Annotated in this window: 17 protein-coding genes; 10 read left to right on the top strand and 7 right to left on the bottom strand. The window is 58.7% G+C overall.

The features are described 5' to 3' along the window. The first annotated feature begins 35 nt into the window (after positions 1–35). Positions 36–479 (top strand): NUDIX hydrolase, encoded by a 444-nt coding sequence (locus GS611_RS10450; RefSeq protein WP_171635384.1) that lies wholly within the window; start codon positions 36–38, stop codon positions 477–479. Here the strand turns inward: GS611_RS10450 and GS611_RS10445 are convergent. Then, a complete protein-coding gene (locus GS611_RS10445; RefSeq protein WP_171635382.1) occupies positions 476–1,750 on the bottom strand; it encodes a PP2C family protein-serine/threonine phosphatase in 1,275 nt (424 codons plus the stop codon). The two genes, GS611_RS10450 and GS611_RS10445, sit on opposite strands and share 4 nt — an antisense overlap. Positions 1,751–1,913: 163 nt before the next feature. Here GS611_RS10445 and GS611_RS10440 point away from each other — a divergent pair, with 163 nt between their 5' ends. After that, positions 1,914–2,243: an Hpt domain-containing protein gene (locus tag GS611_RS10440; RefSeq protein ID WP_170345824.1), complete on the top strand. Its 330-nt coding sequence runs from the start codon at positions 1,914–1,916 to the stop codon at positions 2,241–2,243. Here the strand turns inward: GS611_RS10440 and ilvA are convergent. Both ilvA and GS611_RS10430 read right to left on the bottom strand, forming a co-directional pair. Next, positions 2,240–3,466 carry a threonine ammonia-lyase IlvA gene (gene ilvA / locus GS611_RS10435; protein ID WP_171635380.1) on the bottom strand — a complete coding sequence of 409 codons (1,227 nt, stop codon included), beginning with the start codon at positions 3,464–3,466 and terminating at the stop codon, positions 2,240–2,242. The two genes, GS611_RS10440 and ilvA, sit on opposite strands and share 4 nt — an antisense overlap. Positions 3,467–3,524: 58 nt before the next feature. Continuing rightward, complete coding sequence (locus GS611_RS10430) at positions 3,525–4,292, bottom strand: hypothetical protein (protein ID WP_171635377.1); 768 nt, start codon at positions 4,290–4,292, stop codon at positions 3,525–3,527. A gap of 141 nt (positions 4,293–4,433) precedes the next feature. Between GS611_RS10430 and GS611_RS10425 the strand changes: the two genes are divergently transcribed. The 4 genes from GS611_RS10425 (at position 4,434) to msrA (ending at position 7,320) form a co-directional block, all read left to right on the top strand. Further along, entirely contained in the window at positions 4,434–5,660 is a 1,227-nt protein-coding gene (locus GS611_RS10425; RefSeq protein WP_152459598.1) for an argininosuccinate synthase, read from the top strand. Between the two features lie 32 nt (positions 5,661–5,692). Beyond that, positions 5,693–6,097 (top strand): DUF1810 domain-containing protein, encoded by a 405-nt coding sequence (locus tag GS611_RS10420; RefSeq protein ID WP_171635781.1) that lies wholly within the window; start codon positions 5,693–5,695, stop codon positions 6,095–6,097. Between the two features lie 79 nt (positions 6,098–6,176). Next, complete coding sequence (locus GS611_RS10415; RefSeq protein WP_171635375.1) at positions 6,177–6,458, top strand: SCP2 sterol-binding domain-containing protein; 282 nt, start codon at positions 6,177–6,179, stop codon at positions 6,456–6,458. A 259-nt stretch (positions 6,459–6,717) separates the two neighbouring features. Next, positions 6,718–7,320, top strand: a complete 603-nt coding sequence (gene msrA / locus GS611_RS10410) for a peptide-methionine (S)-S-oxide reductase MsrA (RefSeq protein WP_371732250.1) — start codon at positions 6,718–6,720, stop codon at positions 7,318–7,320. On the opposite strand, the gene GS611_RS10405 is transcribed toward msrA, so the two are convergent. Together GS611_RS10405 and GS611_RS10400 are read right to left on the bottom strand one after the other, a co-directional pair. Next, on the bottom strand, positions 7,317–8,189 hold the full coding sequence (locus GS611_RS10405) for a ribokinase (RefSeq protein WP_171635370.1): 873 nt from the start codon (positions 8,187–8,189) through the stop codon (positions 7,317–7,319). The two genes, msrA and GS611_RS10405, sit on opposite strands and share 4 nt — an antisense overlap. 3 nt (positions 8,190–8,192) lie before the next feature. After that, positions 8,193–10,448: an NADP-dependent malic enzyme gene (locus tag GS611_RS10400; protein WP_171635369.1), complete on the bottom strand. Its 2,256-nt coding sequence runs from the start codon at positions 10,446–10,448 to the stop codon at positions 8,193–8,195. A 161-nt stretch (positions 10,449–10,609) separates the two neighbouring features. Here GS611_RS10400 and mutS point away from each other — a divergent pair, with 161 nt between their 5' ends. Next, positions 10,610–13,225 carry a DNA mismatch repair protein MutS gene (mutS, locus tag GS611_RS10395; RefSeq protein ID WP_171635780.1) on the top strand — a complete coding sequence of 872 codons (2,616 nt, stop codon included), beginning with the start codon at positions 10,610–10,612 and terminating at the stop codon, positions 13,223–13,225. 58 nt (positions 13,226–13,283) lie between these two features. Here mutS and GS611_RS10390 read toward each other — a convergent pair whose 3' ends face one another. Both GS611_RS10390 and hrcA read right to left on the bottom strand, forming a co-directional pair. Then, positions 13,284–13,847, bottom strand: coding sequence for a nucleotide exchange factor GrpE (locus tag GS611_RS10390; RefSeq protein WP_171116719.1), 564 nt, complete (start codon positions 13,845–13,847; stop codon positions 13,284–13,286). A gap of 10 nt (positions 13,848–13,857) precedes the next feature. Beyond that, positions 13,858–14,922, bottom strand: a complete 1,065-nt coding sequence (hrcA, locus tag GS611_RS10385) for a heat-inducible transcriptional repressor HrcA (RefSeq protein ID WP_152459604.1) — start codon at positions 14,920–14,922, stop codon at positions 13,858–13,860. A 112-nt stretch (positions 14,923–15,034) separates the two neighbouring features. Between hrcA and rph the strand changes: the two genes are divergently transcribed. The 3 genes from rph to hemW are packed head-to-tail and all read left to right on the top strand — an operon-like array spanning position 15,035 to position 17,503. After that, on the top strand, positions 15,035–15,748 hold the full coding sequence (rph, locus tag GS611_RS10380; RefSeq protein WP_171635367.1) for a ribonuclease PH: 714 nt from the start codon (positions 15,035–15,037) through the stop codon (positions 15,746–15,748). Next, positions 15,745–16,359: an RdgB/HAM1 family non-canonical purine NTP pyrophosphatase gene (rdgB, locus tag GS611_RS10375; protein WP_171635366.1), complete on the top strand. Its 615-nt coding sequence runs from the start codon at positions 15,745–15,747 to the stop codon at positions 16,357–16,359. The genes rph and rdgB overlap by 4 nt, the downstream gene beginning before the upstream one ends. Continuing rightward, positions 16,349–17,503 carry a radical SAM family heme chaperone HemW gene (gene hemW, locus GS611_RS10370; RefSeq protein ID WP_171635365.1) on the top strand — a complete coding sequence of 385 codons (1,155 nt, stop codon included), beginning with the start codon at positions 16,349–16,351 and terminating at the stop codon, positions 17,501–17,503. The genes rdgB and hemW overlap by 11 nt, the downstream gene beginning before the upstream one ends. Position 17,504: the final 1 nt, after the last annotated feature.

Genomic DNA, 17,504 nt, shown 5'->3' with positions numbered 1-17,504 from the left:
ATAGGTCGTACAGATCGGGTTGAAAGGGGCCATACATGATCAGGCGGTTCGGTGAAACCCCCGAGACGGGGCGGAAATACACCCGAAGGGTTGGCGTATATGCCCTTTTGCCACGTGGCGGCCAATTGCTGTTGACCTGTCAGACCGAACCGGGCCCGGATCTGCAATTGCCGGGTGGAGGCATCGATCCGGGCGAATCACCGATTTCGGCCTTGCATCGCGAAGTCTATGAAGAAACCGGGTGGCACGTTGCCAACCCGCGTCGCATCGGCGCTTTTCGTCGGTTCACCTATATGCCCGAATACGATCTGTGGGCCGAAAAGGTCTGCCTGATCTACCGCGCCCGTCCCGTACGCCGCAAGGGCCCGCCGAGCGAGGCATTCCACGAAGCACTGTGGATGGAAGCCGCCGATGCCATTGAATTGCTGGGCAATGACGGTGACCGGCACTTTGCGGAAATGCATCTCAGTTCGCTTTAAGGCCCGTTATATTCAAAGAAAACGGCGGATACGTCATCCCCAATGCCATCTTTGGGCGAAATCTCCTGGGTCAATCGCCAGAACATGTCGTCCAGAAACTCCGACCCGCCCTTTTCAGAAATGCACTGCTGGGCCATCTGTCGCAAACCGTCTTCCTCTAGCAAACCGCCTTCGGCAAGCTGACATTCGGTAAACCCGTCTGAATACACCAACAGTTTGTCGCCGGGTTTCATGTGAATCTCGATTTGCTGAAAACTCGCATCTTCGATCAGCCCGATCGGCAACCCGCCATCACCCAGAAATTCAGTGCTGCCATCCTGCCGCAGCAGAAGCGGATGCGGATGCCCGGCCTGCACCATCTTGAGATGCCCGTTTCGAAGATCCACAATGGCGTAGACCATAGTAAAATATTCCTCGATCCCCTCATCCGCCATCAATCGGGAATTGAGCATGCTTGCGACGTCTTCCGGAGGCAGCAGTGCATAGAATTTGTTGAACCTCTTTTCCATTGCGACATTTTGATCGAAATGCTTGCTGGAAAGATAACCGCCCAGACGCGCCGTCATCATGGCCGAGGTGATGCCATGCCCGGATACATCTATGCTGTAGAACCCCAGCCGATTGACCCCGGGCGAGAACATGCCAACAAGGTCTCCTCCGATATGGCCGCAGGGTTTCAACAACAGGCTGACCCGGGATTTTCCAAAGCTCCGCGTAAATTCCGGAACCAGCGATTCCTGGATTTTTCGGGCCTGCATGAGGTCCTTGTCGATCGCGTCATGCGCCAGCCTGAGTTCTTCCAGCGCGGATTCGATCAGGCGGTTTTTCTGTGAAAGCTCGCGCTGCATGTCCAGAATGCGCGCGCCTGCGGATATGCGCGCCCGCAACTCATCCGCCTCCAGGGGTTTGATCAGAAAATCGTCTGCCCCGGCATCCAGTCCGCGCGCAACCTCCTGCTTTTCACTTTTGGAAGTCAGAAGGATGAAATAACAATATTGATCGGTATCCAGGGCGCGAAACGCATTGCAGAACTCAAGCCCGCTCATCCCCGGCATGACCCAATCGCTGAGAACAAGATCAGGCGGATCGTCCAGACAATGCGCCAGGGCCGCATCGCCCGTATCGGCCTCGACCACCTCAAAGCCCCACTTTCTGAGCGATGCGACCAGGATGCGCCGCTGCAAACGGCTGTCATCAACAACCAGCACCTTACGGATCGCGCCGAAATCCAGATCTGATCTGGTTTCCTCAAGACTCGCCCTTGGCACCATTTACCCTCTGACCTGATGCGTTCATTCACACAGGGCGATCCTAGTGGCGACGGTTTTAACATCCGGTGAAGACCGAAGGCCGCAATCCCGCTTGGCTGTTAACCCGGTTTTTACTGGTGTTGCCTATTCCTGAAACCGCATGTTCAACGGCAGGTGACGCAGTATGATCCACTGGGGCAGAGTCCGACAATTGCGGGACGAGGTTGGCCCGGATGAGTTTGATGAGGTGGTCGACATCTTTCTGGAGGAAGTGCAGGAGGTCATCGCCCGCCTGCATCAGGATACAAGCCGGTCCGAGCTGGAACAGAACCTGCATTTCCTGAAGGGCAGCGCGCTCAGTCTTGGATTCGACCAGTTCTCGAAACTCTGTCAGGACGGCGAACGGCAGGCGGCCGCGGGTCAGGGCGAGGATGTCGATCTGCCCGCTATTCTGGCCGTATTTGACAGCTCGAAACAGAAATTCGAGGCTGAGCTGCGCCAGAATCTGGATTAAATCACGAACTGCGCCAGCGTTTCGTCTTCGGTTATATCCGTGTAGGTGAACCCTGCCTCATCCAGATGCGCGAACAGACGCATGAAGTTTTCAGGCCTGCGGGTTTCAATCCCGATCAAAACCGAACCGAAATTGCGCGCCGATTTTTTCATGTATTCAAAGCGGGCGATATCGTCCTCGGGGCCGAGAATACCCAGAAACTCCTTCAACGCGCCGGGGCGCTGCGGCAGGCGCAGGATGAAATACTTCTTCACCCCGGAATAGCGTTGGGCGCGTTCTTTGACCTCGGGCAGGCGTTCGAAATCGAAATTGCCTCCGGATGTCACGCAGACCACGGTCTTGCCCCGTACAAAGCTTTGAATATCGCCCACCGCTTCGATCGCCAGCGCGCCGGCGGGCTCCAGAACAATGCCTTCGACATTCAGCATCTCGATCATGGTGGTGCAGATTCGGTCCTCGGACAGAACCAGCACATCCGACAGATGGCGTGATTTCAACAATTCGAACGGTTTCTCGCCAATTCGGCCGACCGCAGCGCCATCGACAAAGGTATCCACATGATCCAGCGAAACAGGGTGCCCTGCAGCCAAAGCAGCGCGCAAACAGGCACCTCCGGCCGGTTCGACAAACAGACAATGGCTGCGATCCCCGAACCATGTGGCCACGCCAGAGGACATGCCACCGCCGCCAACCGGCAGAACGATATGATCCGGCACACCGCCCAATTGCTCTTCGATCTCGACCGCCAGTGAGGCCTGGCCTTCGATGACATCAGCGTCGTCAAAAGGAGACAGGAAATATCCGCCCTGTTGCGTGCACCAGGCTTGAGCGGCCGCCAGAGTATCATCGAAATAGTCGCCGGTCAGATGGATCTCGATATTGTCGCCGCCGAAAATGCGGGTCTTTTGAATTTTCTGCTGCGGCGTCGTTACCGGCATGAAGATCACGCCGCGCACGTCCAGATGCTTACACATGAACGCCACGCCCTGCGCGTGGTTGCCAGCACTGGCACAGACAAACAGGTCCTGCCCCTGCTGCTTGCGCATGGCATTGAACGCACCACGGATCTTGTAAGACCGCACCGGGCTGAGGTCCTCACGCTTGAGCCAGATATCGGCGCCGTAGCGGTCAGACAGATGGGCATTCCGCTGCAATGGCGTCGCCGGAAACACAGAGCGCATCGCCTGTTCGGCTGCGCGGGCGCGGGTCATGAAATCAGTCATGCCCGTTTCCCTGCCCCATCATCGCGATAAGGGCAAGGAATACATATGTGTACGCCGCTCAGGACAGTTCGCGCTTTTCGATGAAGACGCCGTACATTGTGGTAAAGATACTGACGTTGATCATCGGAAGGATGAGCGTGCCGAAGAACACGGTCAGTAAAACGCCCAGCACCGGTATTATTGCCAAGGCGGCGAAAGCCAGCTGCACCAACACCTGGAACAGGAATGCAACGAGGAGCAGCAACAAGATTGCACCACTGACCCCGGATGTGTTGTTCCATGCCTCACCGAGCGATATGGGATTTCCTATCGCCGCCGCGGGCAGAATAATTGACAGGCGATAGAAGCATACGACCAGAAAAACGGAGTATGCAATCATCAGAATGATCGAAAGCCCTGCAAAACCTTCGCCTAATGCAACAGCGACCAGACCCATGGGGATATAAGCGATCACCATCAAAATCCCCAACATCAGGAAGCGACCGAAATAGGCAAGAATCCTGTCGAAACGGAATGTCGGAAGTATTCCCGTGGGGTACTCTTCCATCAGGATGAAGCGGTGCCATGACACCGCGATCCAGAACATGGTGACGAACATTACCGCCAGCAAAACGACCACAAAAACAAAGGCTGAACCTGCGGTTACACCCGGTGGCAGATCGACTGCGTTTTCATCCAGCGCCTCAAGCGGAATACCAAGCGCCATGAACACGCCCACGATGATGATTGTCGCAATCAGGGCAGGGCCAACCGTAATCTGCAGCACCTGCTTGATGTTTCCAAATACCATCCGCACCGAATGCACAAATATTTGCCATCCCAACATTTGAAACCGCCCCTTCAACCAATGCTTGTTATTCTCTGCACCCGTTTCACCTCAATTCAGGTACTGCGTCAATCCTCACAACTTGCCCCCACGTCGAAAACCCGCTAGGGGCCAATCGTCTTACGCATAAGGGGAAGTCAGATGTCCGCGCCCAAGAAAGTTGTTCTGGCCTATTCCGGTGGCCTTGATACCTCGATCATCCTGAAATGGTTGCAGACCGAATATGGCTGTGAGGTCGTCACCTTCACCGCCGATCTGGGTCAGGGCGAAGAGCTGGAGCCCGCTCGCAAAAAGGCCGAGCTGCTCGGGATCAAGCCCGAGAACATCTATATCGAGGATATCCGCGAGGAATTCGTGCGCGACTTCGTCTTCCCGATGTTCCGCGCCAATGCGCAGTACGAAGGTCTGTACCTGCTGGGCACGTCCATCGCGCGGCCGCTGATCTCGAAGCGTCTGGTTGAGATCGCCGAAGCGACGGGTGCCGATGCGGTCGCCCACGGTGCCACCGGCAAGGGCAATGACCAGGTACGGTTCGAACTGGCGGCCTATGCGCTGAACCCCGATATCAAAGTGATCGCGCCGTGGCGCGAGTGGGACCTGACCAGCCGCACCAAGTTGCTGGAATTTGCGGAACAGAACCAGATCCCGATCGCCAAGGACAAGCGCGGCGAGGCCCCCTTCTCGGTCGATGCCAACCTGCTGCACACCTCGTCCGAAGGAAAGGTTCTGGAAGACCCAGCCGATATGGCGCCCGACTATGTCTATCAGCGCACCGTCCACCCCGAGGACGCGCCCGATCAGCCGGAATTCATCGAGATCGGCTTTGAAAAAGGCGACGCGGTCAGTATCAATGGCGAGGCGATGAGCCCCGCGACCATCCTGACCAAGCTGAACGAATATGGCGGCAAGCACGGCATTGGCCGACTGGACCTTGTTGAAGGTCGCTTTGTTGGCATGAAGTCGCGCGGCATCTATGAAACACCCGGCGGCACCATCCTGCTTGAGGCGCATCGCGGCATCGAATCCATCACCATGGACCGGGGCGCGATGCATCTGAAGGATCAGTTGATGCCGCAATATGCGGAACTGATCTACAACGGCTTCTGGTACTCGCCTGAACGTGAAATGCTGCAAGCCGCCATCGACAAGAGCCAGGAACACGTCACCGGCACCGTCCGCGTGAAGCTGTACAAGGGTCTGGCCTCGACCGTGGGCCGCTGGTCGGATCACTCGCTGTATTCCGAGGCGCATGTGACCTTCGAAGAAGACGCGGGTGCCTATGATCAGAAAGACGCCGCGGGCTTCATCCAACTGAACGCGCTGCGGTTGAAACTGCTGGCCGCGCGCGACAAGCGGTTGTCCAAGTGACCGAAGATGACGGTCTGAACGACGAACTGGAAATGTTCATCGAAGCGCAGGATACGGTCTGGGCCGATGTCCTGCGCGAACTGGAACGGGGGCAGAAGACCAGCCATTGGATGTGGTTCGTTTTTCCGCAACTGGCCGAGCTGGGCCAATCGCATATGGCGCAGCTTTACGGCATCGAAGATCTGGATGAAGCCAAGCGCTATCTGAACCACCCGGTACTGCGCCACCGTCTGACGCAAGCGGCCTCGTTGATGTTGCTGCATCAGGGGCGCGACGCCAGCGACATTCTGGGCGGGGTTGACGCGAAAAAGCTTCGCTCTTCGATGACATTGTTTTCCTCGGTGGTAGATGCTCCGGCCGAGTTCCAGGCCGTTCTTGACGCTTTCTACGATGGCGAGCCGTGCGCGCGAACCGTTCAGAGCCTTGGCGCATCGTGATCGGAAGTTCCAGTCGGGTCAGCCTTGCCTGTTCGATACCTGACGTTTTACGCATTCGGAAACTGCGAAAGGAACCCGGATGCTTCAGCATATCGCCGACGAAATTCAAAAAGGCCTGAACGGCAAAACCTTTGACGGCTCATTGAAATTCGATTGTGGCGAGGACGGCGTGATTGTTCTGGCCGACAGTCAGGCATCGACACGAGACCAGGAAACGGATTGCACGATCCGCATCTCGCAGGACAACCTGATCAAGCTTCTGACCGGAAAACTGAACCCGATGACAGGTGTCGCTTTGGGCAAGCTCAAAATCTCGGGCAATATGGGCGTTGCGATGAAACTGGGGCAGCTGCTGGGTTAAGCCGAAGGCAGGTTCACCGCGGAATTCCACCTCGCCGGGGCGCCCTGTCCCTCCGCCAAGACGGCCTGCGCAAGCTGTTCCACTGACATCCGCCGCCGATAAACTTGCCTCACCAGACCGTGACATCAGATGTCAGGCAATTGAATGTCATTCGGGTTCGGGTCACCTTGGTGCCGAAAGGAGACCCGACATGTCACGAACTGCTTTTCTGGAAGCCTTCAAACCGGCCATTCTTTTCACCCTGATCACGTTGGCTGCAATGTTGCGCGCTCTGCCCGCCCCCGCGGCAGGGGCCGAAACGCTGACAGTTGCAGGGGGCTGTTTCTGGTGTGTTGAGTCCGATTTTGAATCGGTACCGGGCGTTGTCGGGGCTGTGTCGGGCTATACCGGCGGCAATTCGGCCAACCCCACCTATGATCAGGTCTCCAAAGGTGGCACTGGCCATTATGAAGCGGTTCAGATCACTTTCGATCCGGCCCGGGTGTCACGTGAAACGCTGCTGAACATGTTCTTCCGCTCGGTTGACCCAACGGATGCCGGTGGTCAGTTCTGCGACCGGGGCGACAGCTATCGAACCGCAATTTTCGTCTCTAACCCGGGCGAAAAGGCGTTGGCGGAACAGGCGAAGAAAGACGCAGAGCGGGCATTGGGCCAAAAGGTGGTCACCCCGATCCTGAACGCGGGCACGTTTTACCCTGCCGAGGCCTATCATCAGGATTACTACAAAGGGAACAAGCTGATCTTTACCCGCTTTGGGCCGAAACGTCAGCAAAACGCCTATAAAGCATATCGCAAAGCCTGTGGCCGTGACGCGCGTGTCAAACAGCTTTGGGGTTCAGATGCGCCTTTCGCCGGCTCTTAATCGAAGGACGCGTCGCGCACTTCTTTCAGATCGGGAATGACATCCGCAGTCCCGTGCCGCGTGACCATCAGGGCAGCGGCGCGGTTCGCTTGCAGAATGGCCTGTTCCATCGGCATTCCCCGATCCATTCCAGCCAGCACGTAGCCGGTAAAAGTATCACCTGCCCCGGTGGTATCCACGGCCTGCACCTTGTGGGCCGAAAATTCCACCGGGTCATTGCCCTGCTGCAAATACCGGGCACCTTTTGAGCCCAGCGTGACAATGACATGCCGCACGGGCAGGTCAGCCGCACCCATCCCGGTTTCCTGCCGCAATTGTTCGGCCTCGATCTCGTTCAGGATCAGGAAATCCAGATAGGGCAGAACCGCCTGAACCGCCTGTGCCTGAAACGGTGCAGCGGCATAACACACGGTCAATCCAAGTTTGCGCCCGAATTGCGCAGCTTCGACCTGTGCGTTGGTTTCATTCTGCAAGATCAGCAGATCACCGGTGCTTGCCGATGACAGCGCCTGCCCCAGATGGCTGATATCCAAAGCATGGTTGGCCCCCGGATAGAGGATGATCAGGTTCTCACCCTCGGCGTCCACCGCAATGATCGCGTGCCCGGTCGGCAGATCCACCTCAGAGATATAGCGTGTGTCCACACCATATTCCGTCAGTCGATCCTTCGCCCAGCGCCCATCATGCCCGACGGCACCGATATGGCTGACGCGTGATCCGGCCCGCGCAGCCGCCACTGACATATTGGCACCTTTCCCGCCAAGAAACCGGTCCAGCCCGTGGGCGGCCAGAGTTTCCCCTGGCGCAGGCAGATGCGGCAAGTCATAGACCATATCCGCGTTGATCGAGCCGAGGTTCCAGATTGTCATGGGTTACCCGATGTCGCACGAGGCCAGAATGGCCATGTTCAGAATATCGTTCGCGGTCGAGACGGTCGAGCAAATCTGAATCGGCTTGTCGACGCCCGACAGGATCGGCCCGATCACGGTGGCACCGCCCATTTCCTGCATCAGCTTGGTCGAGATGCTGGCCGAGTGCCGTGCGGGAACGATCAGGATATTCGCCGGACCGGTCAGACGCGAGAACGGATAGGCCGCTTGCTGTTCGACGTTCAGGGCGACATCCACCGTCATTTCACCCTCGTATTCAAAGTCGACGCCGCGCTGATCCAGAACAGCCGGGGCGCGGTGCATCTTTTCAGCACGTTCTGACACCGGATAGCCAAAGGTTGAGAAGCTGACAAAAGCCACGCGCGGCTCCAGCCCCATATGCCGGGCAACTGCGGCCGAACGTTCGGCAATATTCGCCAGATCGTTTTCGTCGGGCCATTCATGTACCAAAGTGTCGCCAATCAGGACAATCCGACCTTTATGCAGCAAAGCTGTCACACCGGCGGCACCGTTGGCGGCATCGGCATCAAACACATGGTTGATCCGGTCGAGCACATGCGCGGACTTGCGGGTTGCGCCGGTGACCAGACCATCACCATGCCCATGGGCCAGCATCAGCGAGGAAAACACGTGCCGGTCCCGTGCGGCCAGACGGTGAATATCTTTACGGTCGAAGCCCTTACGCTGCAAACGCTCATAAAGGAAATTCGAATAGGTCTCGAGATGCGCGGTGTTGGCCGCATTCACGACCTCGATTTCACGCACAGCGTCGCCCAGGCCCGTGGCTTCCAGTTTGGTCTTAACATCCTCTGGCCGACCAACCACAAGCGCCTTGCCGAAACCAGACCGCTGATACATGACCGCTGCACGCAGCACGCGGGGATCATCGCCCTCAGCAAAAATCATGCGGCTTTGCGCCTGTCGCGCCCGGGCGTTCAGCCCGCGCAGGATGCTGGCGGTCGGGTCCATCCGGGATTTCAGACTCAGCTCATACGCGTCCATGTCGATGATCGGACGGCGCGCGGCACCGGTGTCCATCCCCGCCCTGGCAACAGCGGGCGGGATACGGTGGATCAGGCGCGGGTCAAACGGCGTGGGGATGATATAGTCCCGCCCAAAGGTCAGCGACTTGCCATAGGCCATGGCGACCTCATCCGGCACATCCTCGCGCGCCAGATTTGCAAGTGCGTGGGCACAGGCGATCTTCATCTCATCATTGATGGCGCGGGCATGAATGTCCAACGCACCGCGGAACAGGTAGGGGAAGCCCAGAACATTATTCACCTGGTTTGGATAGTCGCTGCGCCCGGTCGCCACGATGGCGTCCACACGGACCTCGTGCGCTTCTTCCGGGGTGATTTCCGGATCGGGATTGGCCATCGCAAAGATGACAGGATTGTCAGCCATGCTTGCGACCATCTCCTGCGTGACCGCGCCCTTGACCGATACGCCCAGGAACACATCCGCGCCCTTCATCGCGTCTTCCAATGTGCGCAGGTCGGTTGTGATCGCATGCGCCGACTTCCACTGGTTCATGCCCTCAGTCCGGCCCTGATAGATCACGCCCTTGGTGTCGCAGACGATGCAGTTTTCATGGCGGGCGCCCATCGCCTTGAGCAATTCGATACAGGCGATTCCTGCCGCCCCGGCCCCGTTCAAAACGATCTTCACATCCTCGATCTTCTTGCCCGAGATATGCAGAGCGTTCAGCAGACCCGCCGCGCAGATCACCGCTGTTCCATGCTGGTCATCATGGAAGACCGGGATGTCCATCTCTTCCTTCAGGCGCTGTTCGATGATAAAACATTCGGGCGCCTTGATGTCTTCCAGGTTGATGCCGCCGAAGGTCGGCCCCATCAGTCGAACCGCGCGGCAGAACTCATCCGGGTCTTCGGTGTCCAGCTCGATATCGATCGAGTTCACGTCGGCGAACCGTTTGAACAAAACGGATTTCCCCTCCATCACCGGTTTCGAGCCCAGTGCACCAAGGTTGCCAAGACCCAGCACCGCCGTCCCGTTCGAGATCACAGCGACCAGATTGCCCTTGTTGGTATAGTCATACGCGGTTTCCGGCGCCTCGGCGATGGCTTCACATGGGACAGCCACACCGGGGCTGTAGGCCAATGACAGATCCCGCTGCGTGGTCATCGGGACGGTGGCCTGCACCTCCCACTTGCCGGGGGTCGGGTCGAGGTGAAAGGCCAGCGCCTCTTCTTTGGTGATCTTCGCTTTGGGCATCGGATATGTCGTTTCTTTACATCTGTTGGGCTTTTGCCTCATAGCGCAGGCAAAGGCGCGTCTCAACGACAATACGTTTTCACCTTTCGTCGCAGGGGCCGGGTTTGTAAGGTCGCGCCGGAATACGCCAGAGGGGAGCAGCCTTGTCCAACGTCACGCCGATGATGGCGCAATACCTGGAAATCAAAGAGGCCCACGCGGATGCCCTGCTGTTCTATCGCATGGGCGATTTCTACGAGATGTTCTTTGAGGATGCCGTGAACGCCGCCGAGGCGCTGGACATCGCCCTGACCAAACGCGGCAAACACAACGGAACTGACATTCCAATGTGTGGCGTGCCGGTTCACGCCGCCGAAGGGTATTTGCTGACACTGATACGCAAAGGGTTCCGCGTCGCTGTCTGCGAACAGATGGAAAGCCCCGCTGAAGCGAAGAAAAGAGGCTCTAAATCAGTCGTAAAGCGCGATGTCGTGCGACTGGTGACACCCGGTACGCTGACCGAGGATGCCCTGCTGGAAGCCCGCCGTCACAATTTTCTGGCTACCTATTCCGAGGTGCGCGACGAGGCCGCGCTGGCTTGGGCAGATATCTCAACCGGGGCGTTTCACGTGATGCCATTGACCTCGGTCCGGCTGAGCCCCGAGCTGGCCCGGCTGGCCCCATCCGAGCTGATCGTGGCCGACGGAATGGAACAGCCTTTGCAGGAAACGGTACGAGATCTGGGAATTTCGCTGACACCAATTGGACGAGCCAGCTTCGACAGCACTGCGGCGGAAAAACGCATCTGCGGATTGTTTCATGTGAATGCTCTGGACGCGTTCGGGTCCTTCGGGCGCGCAGAAGTATCGGCGATGGGTGCCTTGATTGACTATTTGGAGATTACTCAAAAAGGCAAACTGCCCCTGCTGCAAACACCACTCAAGGAATCCGAGGACCGTGTTGTTCAAATCGACGCCGCCACGCGTCGCAATCTGGAACTGACTCGATCCCTGTCCGGCGGGCGCGCCGGATCGCTGTTATCCGTGGTGGATCGTACGGTCACGCCCGGCGGCGCACGGTTGCTGGAGCAGCGCCTGTCCAGCCCTTCGCGTACCCTCGATGTTATTCACGGACGGTTGGACGCGGTCAGTTTTGCCGCTGAAGACAGCCTGATCGCATCGGACCTGCGCGAGGCTCTGCGCAAAACTCCCGATCTGGACCGCGCCCTGTCGCGCCTGTCGCTGGACCGAGGCGGCCCGCGCGACTTGGCCGCCATCCGCAACGGGCTGGCGCAGGCGCAGGCAATTTCCGAAATCTGCGAAGGTCAGGACCTGCCGGTGCTGCTGGCGACTGCGGTGCAGAACCTTGTGGGCTTTGACGATCTGCTCGACCTGCTGGATCAGGCGCTGGTCGCCGACCCGCCGCTGCTGGCGCGCGATGGCGGCTTCATCGCGCCGGGTTTCGACCCCGAACTGGACGAGGCCCGCACCCTGCGGGACGAAGGCCGCTCGGTCATTGCCGGGTTTCAGCGGAAATATGCCGAACATACCGGCATCGCCTCGTTGAAGATCAAGCACAACAACGTGCTGGGCTATTTCATCGAAACCACGGCCACCCATGCCGAGAAGATGCTGAACCCGCCATTTTCCGAGACCTATATCCATCGTCAGACCACCGCCAACCAGGTGCGGTTCACCACGGTTGAACTCAGCGAGATCGAAACCCGCATCCTGAACGCCGGCAATTTGGCATTGGAGATCGAAAAGCGGCTCTATCAAAGGCTTTCTGACAAGATTTTGGCGCAGGCTGCCCGCGTCAATCAGGCCGCGCGCGGGCTGGCCGAGCTGGACCTAACCACCGCGCTGGCCGATCTGGCGCGGGGCGAGAACTGGTGCCGCCCGCAGGTGGACGGATCGCGCGCCTTCGACATCGTCGCGGGCCGCCACCCTGTGGTCGAGCACGCGCTGCGCCAGCAATCGGGCGATGCCTTCATCGCCAATGACTGCGACCTCAGCGCCGAGGACGGCGCCGCCATCTGGTTACTTACCGGTCCGAACATGGCCGGTAAGTCGACCTTTCTGCGCCAGAATGCGCTGATCGCCCTGTTGGCCCAGATGGGCAGCTACGTCCCGGCCGAGCAGGCGCATATCGGCGTGGTCAGCCAGCTTTTCAGCCGCGTGGGCGCGTCCGACGATCTGGCGCGGGGCCGGTCGACCTTCATGGTCGAGATGGTGGAAACCGCCGCCATCCTCAACCAGGCTGATGACCGGGCGCTGGTGATCCTGGACGAAATCGGGCGTGGCACCGCCACCTATGACGGCCTGTCCATCGCCTGGGCCACGCTGGAACATCTGCACGCTGCCAACCGCTGCCGCGCGCTTTTCGCCACGCATTACCACGAGCTGACCGCGCTGGCCGGTAAACTGGAAGGCGTCGAAAACGCCACCGTCGCGGTCAAGGAATGGGACGGCGAGGTGATATTCCTGCACGAGGTCCACAAGGGCGCCGCCGACCGCTCCTATGGCGTGCAGGTCGCGCAATTGGCCGGGCTTCCCGCATCCGTGGTCGAACGCGCCCGCGTGGTTCTGGACCAGTTGGAGAAAACGGAACGCGAGGGCGGCAAGCAGAAGGCGCTGATCGACGATCTGCCGCTGTTTTCCGCCGCACCGCCCCCGCCGCAGCCGGTCCCGAAAGCGTCGCCAGTCACCGATATGCTGGACCAGATCCTGCCGGACGAACTGACCCCGCGCGAAGCCCTCGATCTGATCTACAAACTGAAAGAGGCGGCCAGATCCTGACCGCCCCTTCATCTTTTCCCAAATACTCTCGCCGAAGGCACGCGCCCTTGGGCGCGTTTCAGCTTGCCGGGGTTGACGACACGCCCACCTGTGCCGGGCGCAGCAGACGATCGTGCAACATGAACCCTTCGGCGGACACCTGAATGATGTCTCCTGCCTTGGTTCCGGGGACAGGCGCCTCGAACATGGCCTCATGCACGTTCGGATCAAACCGGTCGCCCACTTCGGGTGTGATCACTTCGATTCCGTGCTTCTGGAACACGTCCTTCAAAGCGCGCATGGTCAATTCGACGCCTTCCAGCAGACCAGCAGCCACTTCTTTCTGCTCATCCGTCGCAGCTTCCAGGGCGCGCTTCATGTTGTCATAGACGGGCAGCATATCGCGGGCCAGCTTGGATCCGCCATACTGTTCCGCATCTCGGCGCGCCTTGTCGCTGCGCTTGCGCATGTTTTCGGCATCCGCCAGCGCGCGCATGAACTTGTCTTTATAGTCATCCCGTTCGGCCCGCAGCGCGTCCAGTTCCAGTTCTTCTTCGCTGATATCCATCAGCTCTTCGGCCAGCTCTTCGGCCTCGGCGGTTGCGATATCGTCCAGAAAATCTTCATTCTTCGGCTCTGCCATCTTTTACCCTCTAGCTCCGGTCGGATATCAGCTTGCCGACCAGTTGCGCCGTATAATCCACGATCGGTACGATCCGCCCATAATTCAGACGTGTGGGTCCGATGACCCCCACCGCACCGATTATCTTTCGATCAGCGTTCATATAAGGAGACACCACCAAAGAGGAACCCGAAAGTGAGAAAAGTTTGTTCTCAGACCCGATAAAAATGCGCACACCCTCGCCTTCCTCGGTCAATTCAAGGAATTCGGCGATGTCTCGCTTGCGCTCAAGGTCATCGAACAGGGTGCGGATGCGGTCAAGTTCCTCGGCCTGACCGGGTTCGTTCAAAAGATTCGCGCGCCCGCGCACGATCAAACGGGCCGAGTCGCTTCCGTCTCCGTCCCAAACGGCCATTCCGCTTTCGACCATCTCACGGGCCAGAGTGTCGATTTCCTGCTTGCGCGCATCGATCTGCGTCTGCATTTGCCGCCGCACTTCGCTGAGTGTCCGTCCCTCGATAAGTGCGTTCAGGAAGTTCGCGGCCTCGCGCATGGAACTGGGTGTTTGCCCAGGCGGCGGCGTGAACAGCCGGTTTTCCACATGTCCGTCCGAGAAAACCAAAACCACCAAAGCCCGATCATGGCCCAGAGAAACAAATTCGATATGTTTGATTTCCGATTCATGCTTGGGCGTCAGAACCAGCGAGGCCCCTTGTGTCACGTTTGACAAGGCAGAGCCGACACGGTCCAGCATTCCACCAACATCACCCGTGTTAGAGCCTAATGTCTGCTCCAGTTTCTGCCGGTCATCGGCACCCAGGTCGCCAACCTCAAGCAATCCGTCTACAAACATTCGCAGGCCTTGCTGCGTCGGGATTCGGCCCGCGCTGACATGGGGGCTATCCAGAAGGCCCAGAAACTCCAGATCCTGCATCACATTGCGGACAGTTGCAGCGCTGACTTTTTCTGACAACGTACGCGTCAAAGTACGGCTGCCGACGGGCTCTCCGCTTTCCAGATAGCTCTCGACAATCAGCCGGAACACTTCGCGTGACCGGTCGTTCATCTCGTCCAGAATCTTGCTCGCTTCGCTCATCCGTGTTCCCCTGCTCGTTCGTCATTAAATAGCAGGCAAATGAAAGGTCAATCGGGGTTGCATCGTAACGCTGCGGGGCGTTATCCCCAACCCAGCAAACAAAGGAATTCCGATGCGACCCTCTGGAAGAGATTTAAGTGAAATGCGCGCCGTTTCAATCGAGACGGGAGTCACGAAACATGCCGAAGGTTCCTGCCTGATCAAAATGGGCGACACCCATGTTCTGTGCACCGCTACGATCGAAGATCGCGTGCCGCCGTTTATCAAGGGCTCGGGCCTGGGATGGGTCACAGCCGAATACGGCATGCTACCCCGTGCCACCAATACGCGGATGCGGCGCGAGGCGGCCGCGGGCAAACAAGGGGGCCGCACGGTCGAAATCCAACGCCTGATCGGCCGCGCCCTGCGCGCCGGTGTGGATCGAGTTGCATTGGGCGAACGTCAGATCACCGTGGACTGCGATGTGATTCAGGCCGATGGCGGCACTCGCTGCGCCTCGATCACCGGCGGTTGGGTTGCGCTGCGTCTGGCGGTGAACAAGCTGATGAAAGCGGGCGATGTAATCTCGGACCCCCTAGTGGACCCTGTAGCAGCTGTGTCCTGCGGAATTTACGCCGGTCAACCGGTTCTGGATCTGGATTACCCGGAAGACAGCGAAGCCGGCGTCGACGGCAACTTCATCATGACCGGATCCGGCAAACTGATCGAAGTGCAGATGAGCGCCGAAGGCTCGGTCTTCAGCCGCACCCAAATGGATCAACTGATGGATCTGGCGGAAAAAGGCGTTTCCGAACTGGCGGCCGCGCAAAAGGCCGCCACCGCATGACCCGCAAGTTCGACGGCGACAGATTGCTGGTCGCCACCCACAACAAAGGCAAGCTTGAGGAGATGACCCATCTGCTCGAGCCCTTTGGCGTGACGGTCGTGGGCGCCGCCGAGATGGACCTGCCTGAGCCGGAAGAGACTGAAGACACATTTGTCGGCAACGCCCGGATCAAGGCCCACGCCGCCGCACAGGCCACCGGACTTCCCGCCCTGTCGGACGATTCCGGTATCACGATCGACGCGCTGAACGGCGCGCCGGGTGTATACACGGCCGACTGGGCCGAAACCGGAAATGGCCGCGATTTTCTGATGGCCATGACTCGCGCCCATGATGAGCTCGAAGCAAAAAACGCGCCGCACCCTCGCACGGCCCAATTCCGCTGCACTCTGGTTCTGGCCTGGCCCGACGGGCACGACGAAGTGTTCGAAGGCGTCGCGCCCGGTCATCTGGTCTGGCCGATCCGCGGCAAGGATGGGTTCGGCTATGACCCGATGTTTGTCCCCGACGGCTACGACATTACCTTTGCTGAGATGGATCGCTGGGAAAAGAACAAGATCAGCCATCGCGGTCGCGCGGTGGAAATGTTCGTGAAAGGCTGCTTTGGCGGATGATTGGCGCAACGGGGGCTTTGGCCTGTATGTGCATTGGCCCTTTTGCGAGGCCAAATGCCCCTATTGCGACTTCAATAGCCACGTTTCAAAAAATATCGACCAAAAACAATGGCTTAGAGCATACCTGTCCGAACTCAAGCGATCTGCTGCCGAAACGCCCGACCGGGTTCTGAACACGATCTTCTTTGGCGGCGGCACCCCGTCACTGATGGCGCCCGAGACCGTGGCCGCCGTGATCGACACCGCCCGCGCCCTGTGGCGGCCCGCCAATGACATGGAAATCACGCTCGAGGCCAATCCCGGTTCGGTCGAGGCCGGGCGGTTCGCCGCCTATCGCGATGCGGGCGTGAACCGGGTTTCGATGGGCATTCAGGCAATGAATGACGAAGACCTGAGGCGGCTGGGTCGCATCCACACCGCGGCAGAGGCCCGCGCCGCCTTTGACATCGCCCGCAACTGTTTCAACCGGGTCAGCTTTGACCTGATCTATGCGCGCCAACACCAGACACTGGACGCCTGGCAAGAGGAACTGACCCAAGCGCTATCGATGGCCATCGACCACCTGTCGCTCTATCAATTGACGATCGAAGACGGGACGGCCTTTGGCGATCGATACGCCGTCGGTAAGTTACGCGGCTTGCCCGAAGATGACAGTGCCGCCGACATGTATCTGGCCACACAGGAAATCTGCGAAGCACATGGCTTGCCGGCCTATGAAGTTTCGAACCATGCCCGACCGGGCGCAGAATCGCAGCACAACCTGATTTACTGGCGGTATGGCGACTATGTGGGAATCGGCCCCGGCGCCCATGGGAGGATTACCCTGAATGGTCGGAAATACGCGACCGAAACCTATCTGAACCCCCAGCGTTGGCTTGATGCCGCGAATCAAGGCAATGGTGAAAAGAACCGCAGCGCATTGCCCCTTGAAGATCAGGCAAATGAATACCTTATGATGGGTATGAGAATTTCTGAGGGACTAGATATGGACAGGTGGCAAGCCTTGTCTGGCCGCTCTCTTCCTTCTGAAGCCATAGATCATCTGACCGACATCAACATGGTACAGCGCAGCAACGGGCGCCTCATCGCCACATCAGACGGTCGCGCCGTATTGAACGCAGTCATCCGGGAGCTGTTGGACTGAG

Origin of the sequence: Ruegeria sp. HKCCD6119 (genome assembly GCF_013110585.1) — a bacterium.
Lineage (GTDB): Bacteria > Pseudomonadota > Alphaproteobacteria > Rhodobacterales > Rhodobacteraceae > Ruegeria.
The sequence above is the reverse complement of the archived record's forward strand: the minus strand, read 5'-3'. Positions and strand labels throughout refer to the sequence as shown.